At 75.3% G+C, this 11,838-nt stretch carries 12 protein-coding genes; 7 read left to right on the top strand and 5 right to left on the bottom strand.

Features of this window, described 5'->3' with window-relative positions; all coding sequences use genetic code 11:
- Positions 1–256 precede the first annotated feature (256 nt).
- On the top strand, positions 257–1,021 hold the full coding sequence (locus P2H44_RS20495) for a Bax inhibitor-1/YccA family protein (RefSeq protein WP_275766594.1): 765 nt from the start codon (positions 257–259) through the stop codon (positions 1,019–1,021).
- Positions 1,022–1,277: 256 nt separating this feature from the next.
- On the opposite strand, the gene P2H44_RS20490 is transcribed toward P2H44_RS20495, so the two are convergent.
- From P2H44_RS20490 to P2H44_RS20475, 4 genes are all read right to left on the bottom strand, one after another.
- Positions 1,278–1,964: an SDR family NAD(P)-dependent oxidoreductase gene (locus tag P2H44_RS20490; RefSeq protein ID WP_275766592.1), complete on the bottom strand. Its 687-nt coding sequence runs from the start codon at positions 1,962–1,964 to the stop codon at positions 1,278–1,280.
- Positions 1,965–2,422: 458 nt separating this feature from the next.
- A complete protein-coding gene (gene rpmG, locus P2H44_RS20485) occupies positions 2,423–2,590 on the bottom strand; it encodes a 50S ribosomal protein L33 (protein WP_275766589.1) in 168 nt (55 codons plus the stop codon).
- Between the two features lie 127 nt (positions 2,591–2,717).
- Positions 2,718–3,491 carry an NUDIX hydrolase gene (locus P2H44_RS20480; RefSeq protein ID WP_275766587.1) on the bottom strand — a complete coding sequence of 258 codons (774 nt, stop codon included), beginning with the start codon at positions 3,489–3,491 and terminating at the stop codon, positions 2,718–2,720.
- Between the two features lie 119 nt (positions 3,492–3,610).
- Positions 3,611–4,072: a DUF983 domain-containing protein gene (locus tag P2H44_RS20475; protein WP_275766585.1), complete on the bottom strand. Its 462-nt coding sequence runs from the start codon at positions 4,070–4,072 to the stop codon at positions 3,611–3,613.
- Positions 4,073–4,445: 373 nt separating this feature from the next.
- Here P2H44_RS20475 and P2H44_RS20470 point away from each other — a divergent pair, with 373 nt between their 5' ends.
- From P2H44_RS20470 to P2H44_RS20455, 4 genes are all read left to right on the top strand, one after another.
- A complete protein-coding gene (locus tag P2H44_RS20470) occupies positions 4,446–5,144 on the top strand; it encodes an EF-hand domain-containing protein (RefSeq protein WP_275766582.1) in 699 nt (232 codons plus the stop codon).
- A 148-nt stretch (positions 5,145–5,292) separates the two neighbouring features.
- The gene (locus P2H44_RS20465; RefSeq protein ID WP_275766581.1) at positions 5,293–5,877 is read left to right on the top strand and encodes an RNA polymerase sigma factor; all 585 of its coding nucleotides are present in this window, start codon (positions 5,293–5,295) and stop codon (positions 5,875–5,877) included.
- Between the two features lie 180 nt (positions 5,878–6,057).
- Positions 6,058–6,741, top strand: coding sequence for a hypothetical protein (locus tag P2H44_RS20460; RefSeq protein ID WP_275766580.1), 684 nt, complete (start codon positions 6,058–6,060; stop codon positions 6,739–6,741).
- A complete protein-coding gene (locus P2H44_RS20455; RefSeq protein WP_275766577.1) occupies positions 6,738–7,301 on the top strand; it encodes a periplasmic heavy metal sensor in 564 nt (187 codons plus the stop codon). Before P2H44_RS20460 ends, P2H44_RS20455 begins: the two co-directional genes overlap by 4 nt.
- Positions 7,302–7,383: 82 nt before the next feature.
- On the opposite strand, the gene P2H44_RS20450 is transcribed toward P2H44_RS20455, so the two are convergent.
- A complete protein-coding gene (locus tag P2H44_RS20450; RefSeq protein WP_275766575.1) occupies positions 7,384–8,958 on the bottom strand; it encodes a diguanylate cyclase in 1,575 nt (524 codons plus the stop codon).
- 218 nt (positions 8,959–9,176) lie between these two features.
- Between P2H44_RS20450 and P2H44_RS20445 the strand changes: the two genes are divergently transcribed.
- Entirely contained in the window at positions 9,177–9,455 is a 279-nt protein-coding gene (locus P2H44_RS20445) for a DUF3572 domain-containing protein (protein ID WP_275766572.1), read from the top strand.
- 139 nt (positions 9,456–9,594) lie between these two features.
- Entirely contained in the window at positions 9,595–11,745 is a 2,151-nt protein-coding gene (gene dnaG / locus P2H44_RS20440) for a DNA primase (RefSeq protein ID WP_275766571.1), read from the top strand.
- Positions 11,746–11,838 lie beyond the last annotated feature (93 nt).

Raw genomic sequence — 11,838 nt, 5'->3', positions numbered from 1 at the left:
GTCCGGGCGGTTGGCGGGCGGAAAACCCCTCTCCGACCGGGCGAAAGCCGCGTTGAACGGCCCCCCGGCCGAGGCCCCCGCGCCGCCCCCCGCGACCGGTCGCCGGCGCGGGAGCGCGACCCCGCGCGGACGTGATCGTTTCACGTCGAGAAAAGCTTGAACGCGCAGGCGTGAATCACGATATCCTCACGGAACCGGGCGACCTCCATGGAGGCCGCCTTTCCGCATGAACGCAGAGTTGAACAGGGAAACGCACATGCAGCAGTACGACGCCGTTCGCCGAGCCGGCGCACGCTCGGCCGCGATCGACGAAGGTCTGCGCGGGTATATGAACCGCGTCTATGGCCTGATGGCGGTCGCCATGGTCATCTCGGGCGTGGTCGCATACGTCTTCGGCATGGACCTGAAGGCGGTGATGCAGGGTCAGCCGACCAACATCATTCCGGAGAGCGTTCTGGTCTCGATGTACTCGGGCCCGATCCGCTGGGTGATCATGCTCGCCCCGCTCGGCATGGTGTTCCTCTTCGGCGCCGCGATGCGCAAGATGTCCGACGCTGGAGCGCAGCTGTTCTTCTGGGCCTTCGCGGCCCTGATGGGCCTGTCGATCGCCTCGATCTTCGCGGTCTACACCGGCATCTCGATCGCCCAGACCTTCTTCGCCACGGCCATCGCCTTCGGCGGTCTCAGCCTCTACGGCTACACGACCAAGAAGGACCTGTCCGGCATGGGCACGTTCCTGCTGATGGGCGTTATCGGGCTGGTGGTCGCCTCGCTGATCAACATCTTCATCGCCTCCTCGGCGCTGCAGTTCGCGATCTCGGTGGTGGGCGTGCTGGTGTTCGCGGGCCTGACCGCCTATGACACCCAGCAGATCAAGAACGAGTACCTGGAGCTGAGCGCCATGGGCCCGCAGGGCGAGGCCTACATGGGCAAGTCCGCCATCGGCGGGGCGCTGCGCCTGTACCTCGACTTCCTGAACATGTTCATGTTCCTGCTGCAGTTCATGGGCAACCGCGAGTAACCGCGGGCGCCATCCGAACGTCGAAGGGCCGGGGTCATCCCCGGCCCTTTTCGTTTGCGTGCGAGGCGCAGGGGACGGAGGCGCCGCGTCGGCCGTCCCGCCCGTGGGACCCCGCCCGCCCGCGGCGCATCGCAAACCGGGCGCCGCCTGGCGACGGCCGCCCCATGCGCCGACGCCGGGGCGCGCCGCGGGCGGGCGGGCGGCGTCGCGCGCGACGCCCGACGCGGCGCCTCCTCGTCGCCGCCGGCGACCCGTCTCAGAACTTTTCGACCCAGGGCCGGATCTCGATCTCCCATGACCAGGCGGAGCGCGGCTGCGCCAGCAGGTCGAGGTAGGTCTGCGCCACCGCGTCGGGCTCGAGCAGCGCGTCGGGGCTCGCCGGCTCGCGCACGGCGGAGCGGATGCCCCCGTCGATCACAACGTGCCCGACATGCACGCCCTTGGGGTGCAGCTCCCGCGCCAGGCTCTGCGCGAGGCCCCTGAGCGCGAACTTGCCCATCGCGAAGACCGAGGAGTTCGGAAACCCCTTCACCCCCGCCGAGGCGCCGGTCAGCAGGATCGCGCCATGCCCCGCCGGGACCATCCGCCGCGCCGCCTGCTGGGCGACGTGGAAGGCGCCCAGCGCGGTGATCGCCACCGCCGCCTCCACCGCCGCGCCGTCCAGCTCCTCGATCGGGCCGCGCACCCGGGCGGAGGGATTGTAGACCACCACGTCCGGCGCCTCCTCCGCATCCAGCTCCGCGAAGAGCGCCGCCACCGCCTCGCGGTCCGAGGCGTCGAGCGCATGGGTCCGCGCGCCGGTCTCCGCCGCGAGCTCCGCCAGCTTCTCGAGGTTGCGCGCGGCGAGCGTGACCCGCAGGCCCTGCGCCGAGAGCTTGCGCGCCAGCGAGGCGGACAGGCCCGGACCGGCCCCTACGATCAGGGCGTGGGAGTAGGGGATCATGGCGGCCTCCGGCAGGACGGACAGGGAGGCCGAGCCAAGCGCAGGCCGGACGCGCGCGCAAGGGAAAGGCGGGGGGGGGGCGCGCTACGCGGGACGCGACAGGGCGGGAGAACCGAGGCGCGGCTCAGGATTGGGGCAGGGCGGACCAGGACAGGGCGGTGGCAGATGGACGGGCGCGGGACGGGCCCTAGCGGCGCGCTCGAAGCCCGCGGGCGCGCTCCCGGGCCGTGCGCGGCGGAGACCCGGCGGCCGCCGGCTCTCGTCGGTTCGTCGCGGGGCAGAGCCTGACGGCGAAGCCTCGGCTGCCGGGCGCGCACGCCTCGATCGGGCGCGCCGAGGGGGCGAGTCGCGCCCAAGGCCCCGCGCAAGCGAAAGGGGCGGGCCGAATTCGGCCCGCCCCTTTCGGAACTTTCGTTGAAAGCGCGATCAGCGCCGCGGCCCCGTCCGGGGCCCGCGGATCACTTGATCTTGCCTTCCTTGTACTCGACGTGCTTGCGCGCGACGGGGTCGTACTTCCGCACCGCCATCTTGTCGGTCATCGTGCGGCTGTTCTTCTTCGTCACGTAGAAGTGCCCGGTGCCCGCGGTCGAGTTCAGGCGGATCTTAACGGTGGTCGGCTTGGCCATCTCGGACTCTCCCGGCGCCGTGTCGGCTCGGTTGCGCCCCGGAGGCCCGGAGCGGTGGATTGAATTCGGAGCGCGCTAGATACCTGACGCACGCCGCGAGTCAACCCTCGCGGCGCGCGGACGAGCGTCAGAGCGCGTCGTAGAAGCTGCGTTCCTTCTCGTGATGGAAGAAGGGCGCGGGACGGTCGGCGGGAAGCTGGCCCGGTGGGGTCTGGGCGAGGATCTCCTCCACCTCCGCCAGCACCACCTCGGTGATCAGCGGCAGGTCCAGGTCGCGGGCCTCGCGGATGGTCAGCCAGGTCAGGTGGCTCAGCTCGCCCGAGGCGCGGCTGAGGTCGTCGGGGTCCGAGGCCAGCTGGTCCGCATCCACCAGGAAGAAGCGCGCGTCGAATCGCTTCGGCCGGTAGGGGGGCGTGATGGCGCGGAAGATGAAGGTCAGCCGGTCGCAGGCCGGCATGTGCCCCGAGGCGAGGAAGTCCCGCCAGGAGGGGTCCGTCATCCGGTCGGCGAGCTCGGCGGCCCGCGGGTCGGGGCGGCCCAGGATCAGGCCCGTCTCCTCGAAGGTCTCGCGCACCGCGGCGCGCGACAGGGGGCCGGCCATGTTCGGGGGCGACATCTTCTCCAGCCGCGCCACGCAGGCGGCGCGCAGGGGGGCGGCCTCGGGCGCGTCGTGATCCTCGGGGTCGAGCGCGCCGCCCGGGAACACGAACTTCGAGGGCATGAAGCTCGCCCCCTTGCCGCGCTGGCCCATCAGGATGCGGGGATGGTCGCCGTCGCGTCGGGCGATCACCGCGGTGGCGGCGTCGCGGGGGGCGGGGGCGGGGGATTTCGCGCCGGCCGGGCCGGTCTGCGAAGCGGGGGAGGCGGCGGCCGCCTCCGGCGTCTCAGGCATGGGGGACATTCGTGGCTCCTTCTCCCGGCAATCTGCCCGTCGGAAGAAGTCCTGTCCAGCCGGCCGGTCGAATGACGGGCGCAGGATCGTCCGCGCCGTCGCAGGGGCGGCCTGCGCCGCCCGGTCGGTCAGCGCCGGGGCGCGAAGCCCGCCATGCGCTTTGCCCATTGCAGGCCCACCACCATGCCCTTGAAGCGCGGCAGCAGCACCAGCGACAGCAGCAGCGCCGCCGGCGGCCACAGCACCCAGTGCACCCACATCGGCGGGTTCCACACGTCCCACACCGTCAGCATCGCCGGCGCGATCAGGTGGCCCACCACCAGGATGGTCATCCAGGTGGGCAGGTCGTCGGCGCGGTGCAGGTCCAGCCGCTCCGAACAGGCGGGGCAATGGTCGCGCACCTTCAGATAGCCGTCGAACAGCGGACCGCCCCCGCAGGCGGGACAGGTGCGCCGCCAGCCGCGGCGCAGGGCGCGACGCACGTCGCGCTCCGCTTCCGATGCGCCGCCCACCTCGTCGCGGCGAAGAATCCCCCCGTCCGCCATGGCGGCGCCGGAAGCGTCGAGCGCGATATGCTGTTCGTGTTTCATGCGGGGCAGGGTACGCGCGCAAGGCCGCGGCGCCAGTGCGCCAGTCGTCTTGCGTCAGCGTGTCGCCTCCCGTTGCGCCAACCCCTTAAGGGCATTGCCGGAGCGGGAAAATGGGTGCGCTGCAGCATGGCCGCGGCGGCGCGGAGGCCCCCCTCCGCCGCGTGGCGCGGAGGGGGTTCGAGGAGCTCCTCCGCCCCCTCCGGATCGCCGCCCGCACGCCCGATTTCGGCCCGCTTCGCGAAATTATCCTCGGCCCGGCGACGGAACCGCGCCGGGGCGGCGTTGAACGCCTGAACCCCGGGGGGAGATAGGGCCCGGACGGCGCGCCGCGCGGCGCGGCCCGGCCGGGCGAAGACCTTGGAAGGATGAAGCGATGACGAGACCGAACCGAGCCCGCGCCCGCGCCGCCCTCGCGGCGGCCCTGGCGGCCGGCCTCGGCGCCGCCCTGGCGCCGGCGGCCGTCCTGGCCGAACCCGGCGACCGCGGCGAGCGCATGTTCAAGCGCATGGACGCCGACGGCGACGGCAAGCTGACCACCGCCGAGATCCAGAACGTGGCGCTGGAGCGGTTCGAGCGGATGGACGCGAACGACGACGGCAAGGTCGCGCGCGCCGAGATGGCCGCCCTGATCGAGGCCCGCGACGAGAAGCGCGACGCCCGCGCCGAGAAGCGCGCCGCCAAGGTGATCGCGCGCGCCGACGCCAACGGCGACGGCCGCCTGCAGCGCACCGAGTTCGACGCGGCGGTCGAGAAGATGGGCCGCCTGCGCCGCGACAAGGCGCCGGACTTCGCCGAGCTCGACGCAGACCGCGACGGCGCGCTGACCGCGACCGAGCTCGCCGAGGCCGCCCGCCGCAAGGGCGGGACGCGGGCGATGAAGCGCTTCGACGCCGCCGACGAGAACGGCGACGGCGTGGTGACGCGGGCCGAGTTCGCCTCCTCCGACGCCATCGCGCGCCTCGACCGGCTGGTCGCCCAGGCCGACGTGAACGACGACGGCGCCATCAGCCGGGATGAGGCGCAGGCCTTCGCGCGCAAGGGCGGCGCCCGCCGCCTTGACGGGAACGACTGAGGCTGCTCCTGAGAGACGCCGGCGCCGCCCCGCTTGCGGGCGGCCCCGATGACGATCCGCCCGGCGGCGCTCGGCCGCCGGGCGCCCTCCGCCGCGGCTCGAGAGGGGAGGCGCGATGCCCTGGGACGCCGCCGGGCCTGGGACGAGGATGGACGACGACGACGCGCTGATGGCCCGGGCCGCCGCCGGGGAGCCGGCCGCATCCCGTGCGCTGATCGCGCGCCACGGGCCGAAGGCGCTCGGCCTCGCGATCGCCATGCTCTCCGACCGGGCCGAGGCCGAGGACGTCGCCCAGGAGGCGATGCTGCGCCTGTGGAAGCAGGCGCCGAAATGGCGTCCGGGCGAGGCGCAGGTGGGCACCTGGCTGCACCGGGTGGTGCAGAACCTCGCCATCGACCGCCTCCGCCGCCGTCGCCGCTGGAGCCAGGACGATCCGCCCGAGCGCCCCGACGGCGCGCCCGGCGCCGAGGCGCGCCTGGCCGAGGCCGACCGCGCCGCCGCCCTGCGCGCCGCCATCGCCGATCTGCCCGAGCGTCAGCGCGCGGCGTTGACCCTTCGCCACTTCGCCGAACTGTCGAACCCCGAGATCGCGCAGAGGCTGGACCTGAGCGTCGAGGCGGTGGAAAGCCTGCTGGCGCGCGCCCGCCGGGGCCTCGCCGCCGCCCTGAAGGACCGGCGCGAGGCGCTGGGGCTCGAGGTCGGGCTGGACCCGGCGGGGAGCCTCGATGGCTGAGCGGGCGGCGCGGGCGATGAACGATCCCGCCTGCGTCGCAGCGCCTGGGCGGACTGCGGCGGGCGGACTGTGGCGAAAAAATGTGGGCCGGCCCGGGTCCGAAGCGACGGAACCGGCGCCGGGGCGCGTGCAACCGATGAACGACGCCGGGGATCCGCCCCGGCCAAGGAGGACGGCGCGATGACGACGCGCAGGGATGTGGACGGCAGCAACGGCGACCCGGCGGGCCGCGAGGCCGCGCCCGGATTCGGGCGCGCCGGGCAGGACGTCGGAGCCGGGGCGCCCTCGGGACGGGATCTCTCCGACCCGGGCCGCGGGCCCGACGCGACCCCTGCCGCGGCCTTCCGCGACCTCGCCCTCGTCCACGGTCCCGACCTCGAGACCTGGCCCGAGGCCGAGCGTGCCTCCGCCCGCGCCTTCGCCGCCGCCGAGCCCCGCGCGGCCGCCGAGGCGCTGGCCGAGGCCGCGGAGCTCGACGCGGCGCTCGGCGCCTGGGCGTCCGAGGCGGCGCCCCTGTCCGGGGATCTCTTGGCGCGCCTGGCCGCGGATGCGGACGCGACGCTGCCGGGCGTGCTCTCGGCCCTGCCGGCGCCTGCGGTCGAGCCGCGGCGCGGCCGCCCGGCGCCCCGCCCGGCGGCCCGGGCCGCGCGCGGCTGGCGCCCGCTCGCCCGCTTCGGCGCGCCGGCGGCCTTCGCGGCCTCGGCCGCGCTGGGGGTGGCGCTGGGCTATGCGAACGACGATCCCGTCTCGCAGGGCTTCGCCGCGCTCGCCATGGGCGCCTACGAGGAGGCCTACGACGTGTCCCTGCTGGACGTGGACCTGCTGAGCGAAGACGCCTTCCCCGACGCGGAGACGGTGCGATGACGGCGGTGGACGCCGATCGCGACGCCGCCGGTCCGCCGCCCTCCGGCCCGCGGACCGGGCGGACCCGGCGCTGGGTGATCTGGGCGCTGGCGGCCTCGGTCTGCGTGAACCTGCTGCTGATCGGGGCGGCGGGCGGCGCCTTCCTGCGCCACGGCGGCCCGCCGCCAGGCGAGATGCCCTCGGGCTTCGACCGGGTGACGCTGTGGCGGATGTTCCGCGCCCTGCCGCCCGAGGCGCGCGACGACGCGCGCGACCTTATCGGCGAGAGGCGCGACGAGATGATCGACCTCGCCCGCTCCCGCGACGCCGCCCGCGCGCGCATCGCCGTGGCGATGGAGGCCGCGCCCTTCGATCCCGCGGCGCTGGCCGCGGCCCTAAACGAGGCCCGCGCGGCCGAGCGGCGCAGCCGCGACCTGGCGGATGCGCTGCTGCTCGAGGTCGCCTCCGACCTCTCGCCCGCCACCCGCGCCGAGATCGCCGAGGCGCTGCGCGAGCGTCGCCGCAAGGGCTTCCGCCATCGCTGGGGCGAGGATCACGAGCCGGGCCGCGACGCCGACTGAGCGCGGCCCCCTCGCCCGAACCGCACCTTCCTTCAGCCCCCGCCTGCGCCCGCCGGCGGGGGTTTTTCGTGCGCCGCCCCCGTCAGGAGCCGGCGAAGGAGACCCGGTCCCGTCCCTGGCTCTTGCTGCGGTAGAGCGCGGCGTCGGCCAGCGCCATCAGGCGGGAGGAGCGGTCCTCGGCGCTCGCGCCGGGGACGATCCCGACGGCGGCGGCGCGGGAGGGGCGGGCGAAGGCGGCGGTCGGCTCGGCCATGCCGGCGGGCGCGAGCGCGATGGGGCGGGGCCGCGGCGGCAGGGACGCGGCCCCGACCCCCGTCGCCGCGCCGGTCGGGGGGCGCGCGGACGGGAGCGTTCGGCCCGGGCCGGGCGCGGCGACCGCCACGCCGATCGAGACGGTGACCGGGATCGCCTCGCCCTCCGGCGTCGGGAAGGGGGCGTCGGCGACGGCGGCGCGCACCCGCTCGGCCACGCCGCGGGCCTCGGCCTCGTCGGCGTCGGGCAGGGCCACGCAGAACTCCTCCCCCCCGATCCGCGCCACCAGGTCGACCCCGCGCACCGCGGCGCGCAGGCGGGCGGCGAAGCCGCGCAGCACCGCGTCGCCGGCGGGGTGGCCGTGGCGGTCGTTGATCTGCTTGAACCGGTCGAGGTCGAGCAGCATCAGCGACAGCGGCCGGCCGGCGGCGGCGCACTGGGCGGCCATCGCGGCCAGGTGCGTCTCGGCGTATCGGCGGTTGAACAGGCCCGTCAGCGGATCGGTCACCGCCAGCTCCAGCCCCTGGCGCACCGCATCGCGCAGCCGGTCGGAGCAGCGCTTGCGCCGCAGCTGGGTGCGCAGGCGGGCGCCGAGCTCGGCGAGGTCGGCGGGGGCCGCGACGCAATCGCTCGCGCCCAGGTCCAGCGCCGTGTCCGCGGCGGACGACCCGGCGGGCAGGACGACGATCAGCCCCGCGTCGCGCATCGCGGGACGGCCGCGGATGGCCGCGACCAGGCGCAGCGCATCCTCGACCGCGCCGCCCCGGCGCAGGTCCGGCTCGATCAGCACCAGCTCCGGCGGGGCGAGGTCGACCGCCTCCAGCGCCTCCCGCCCGTCGCCGGCGCGGCGCACCGCGAGGCCGAGCCCGGTCGAGAGCTGCGCCGCGCGGCGTCGCGCGCCGCCGTCGGCGCGCACCAGCAGCAGGTCGCCGGGGGCGCGCGCCCCCTCCGCCGCCGCGGCGCGCTCGGCCTCGGGCGCGACCAGGCCCAGGGCGCGGGCGGTGCGCTCGCGCGCGCGCAGCTCGTCGACCATCGCCTTCACCCGCATCAGGTTGCGCAGCCGCGCCAGCAGCGCCGCGTCGTCCATGGGCAGGGAGAGGAAATCGTCCGCCCCCGCCTCGAGCACCGCGAGCCGGTCGCCGGGGCTCGCCGCCTCGGCCGCGATCAGCAGGGGGGCGTGGCGCAGGCAGGGGTGCGCCTTCAGCGCCCGGCAGAGCGCGAGGCCCGCCATGCCCCCCGCGCGCGCGTCGGCGATCACCACGTTGGGCTCGCAGTTCAGCGCCTCGTCCAGCGCGGCGCGCCCGTCGGGAACGAGGCGCACGGCGAGGAAGGCGGCCGACAGCCGGTCCGCCAGGCGGTGGGCGGCCACGTGGGGGCCGGAGGCGATGAGGATACGTCCGGGCATCGTCGGCTTCCGGGACCAGGAGCGCAGGGCGCCGAGGCGTCGCGTCTTGCGCGGCCGGCGGCCGCGCGCGAGAAGTCTGGTTGAGAAACGTTAACGGAATCTTGCCGAGGCCCCGACGTCATGAAGATCGCCTGTCCGATCCCGTCCGCCGGGGCCCTGCGCCCCGCGCCGGGCGCCGTTCCCCGGCCCCGCGCCGCCGCCGCCTGCCGGGGGCCGCGATGACCCCCGCGGCGGCCGAGCAGGTGGCGCTGCGGGCGCTGGGCTTCCTGGCGGGGCGCGAGGACGAGCTGACCGTCTTCATGGCGGCCGCCGGCCTCTCGCCCGACGACCTGCGCGCGCGGGCGGCGGAGCCGGATTTCCTGGGCTTCGTGCTCGACTACCTGCTGCAGGACGAGACGCTGCTGATCGACTTCTGCCAGGAGCAGGGCCTGCCGTTCGACCAGCCGATGCGCGCCCGCCAGGCGCTGCCGGGGGGCGACGCGCCGGACTGGACCTGAGCGGGCGGCCGCACGGGACTCGCCGCCCCTGCGGGGGCGTCTCGCCCGCCCGGCCGCCCGCCTCCCTCCCCGCCGCCGCGGCGGGGCGGCGACGCCGGGGGCGCTTGTCGACTCGGGGCGGGCGCCGGAGAATGCGCCCATGTCTCTTCCGCCCGGATTCATCGACGAGCTGCGCGATCGCGTCAGCCTGGCCTCGCTGGTCGGGCGCAAGGTCGCGTGGGAACGGGCCAAGACCAACCCCGCCAAGGGCGACTACTGGGCGCCGTGCCCCTTCCACCAGGAAAAGACCGCCTCCTTCCACGTGAAGGACCGCGAGGGGTTCTATTACTGCTTCGGCTGCCAGGCGAAGGGCGACCACATCACCTTCCTGCGCGAGGCCGAGAACCTGGGCTTCATGGAGGCGGTCGAGGCGCTGGCCCAGATGGCCGGCATGCAGATGCCCGCCCGCGACCCGGCCGAAGCCAAGCGCGCCGAGGCGAAGAAGGGTCTCGCCGAGGTGATGGAGCAATGCGTGAAGCACTTCCGCATGCAGCTCCGCACCGCCAAGGCGGCGGAGGCGCGCGCCTACCTCGCGCGTCGCGGCCTCGACGAGGCCGCGCAGGCGCGCTTCGAGATCGGCTTCGCCCCCGACGAGCGCGGCGGGCTGCTCGACGCCATGGCCGCCAAGGGGGTCGAGGCCGAGATGCTGGTGCGCGCCGGCATGCTGATCCGCCCCGAGGAGGGCGACCGCCGCGGCACCCGCCCGTTCGACCGCTTCCGCGGCCGGATCATGTTCCCGATACGCGACGCGCGCGGGCGCTGCATCAGCTTCGGCGGCCGGGCGCTGAGCCCGGAGGCGCGGGCCAAGTACCTCAACGGGCCGGAGACGGAACTCTTCGACAAGGGCCGCTCGCTGTTCAACCACGGCCCCGCGCGGGAGGCGGCGGGCAAGGGCGCGACGCTGATCGCGGCCGAGGGCTACATGGACGTGATCGCGCTGGTGGGCGGCGGCTTCGAGGGCGCGGTCGCGCCGCTGGGCACCGCCGTCACCGCCGAGCAGCTGCAGATGCTGTGGAAGATGGCGGACGAGCCGGTGGTGGCGCTCGACGGCGACGCGGCCGGCCTGCGCGCGGCGCGCCGGCTCGCGGACCTCGCCCTGCCGCTGATCGGGCCCGGCCGCTCCCTTCGCTTCGCGCTGCTGCCCGCGGGCAAGGATCCCGACGACCTGATCCGCGCCGAGGGGCCGGGCGCGATGCAGGCGGTGCTCGACGAGGCGCTGCCGCTGGTCGAGATGCTGTGGCGCGCGGCGACCGAGGACCGCGAGCTCGACAGTCCCGAGCGGCGCGCGGCGCTCGACCGCGACCTCGGGCAGATGCTGCGCAAGATCCCCGACCAGAACCTGCGCCGCCACTACGTCGAGGCGATGCGCGAGCGGCGCGACGCGCTGTTCCGCCCGGCGGGCGGGCGGGCCGCGGGGCCGGCCGGGCCGGATTTCGCGCCCGCCTTCGATCCGGGCGGCTACCAAGGCGGCTACGACGCGCCCTACGGCGACGGCGCCTATGGCGACGGCTCTCGCGACCGGGGCTCCTACACCGGCGGCGCCGGCGGCGGCTTCGGCAAGGGCGGGCGCAAGGGCGGCGGGCGGAAGTTCCCCCGCGGGGGCGGCCGCCGCGGCGCCTTCGACTCCGGCTTCGCCGAGGGCCCCTCGCCCGAGGTGCGCGCCAGCGCGCTCGCCGCCTCCGCCGAGGCCGAGATCCGCATCCGCGAGAGCATGATCCTGTGGGGCGTGCTCAACCACCCCGAGGCCGCCGAGCGCCACGAGGACTCGCTGCGCGAGATGCCCTTCGCCGATCCGGCCCTCGCGCGCCTTCGCGACGCGCTGCTCGACTGCCTTCCCGCGGCGCTCGACAGCGACGCCCCCCGCGATGCGCTGTCGCGGGCGCTCGCCGAACGGGTGAACGGCGACCCGCGCGGCGCGCTCTCGGCCGGCCCCCTCGCGCTGACCCGCGCGCTGGGCCCGGAGGCGGGGGCCGACGTGGCCGCCGCCGCCCTGGCCGAGGCGTTGGACCGCCACGCGGGACACCTCTCCGCCAGGGAGGAAGGAAAGGCCGCCATCGAGGAGATTTCCCTCGACACGGCCGATGAAATCGCCCATCGCCTCGCCTACATCTCCCGCGAGCGGGAAGAGGCCGCGCGCCGCGGAGTCGGCGGCGAGGCCGGGACCTCGGAAGGGGACGATCAGCTGTCGCGGTGGTTGGGCTCGTTCATCGAGTCGGAACCGTGGCGTAAAAAGCCCAGGCGTCGGAGTTAGCGCCGGGCATGGTGATTCGACAGCCGAATCGCCTATATCGGTACGGAGCAGGACGGCGCGGGAGCGTCAGACGGCGAGTCGCCCGCGTGCGGA

The organism is Albimonas marina, from assembly GCF_029223255.1.
Taxonomy (GTDB): domain Bacteria; phylum Pseudomonadota; class Alphaproteobacteria; order Rhodobacterales; family Rhodobacteraceae; genus Albimonas.
The sequence above is the reverse complement of the archived record's forward strand: the minus strand, read 5'-3'. Positions and strand labels throughout refer to the sequence as shown.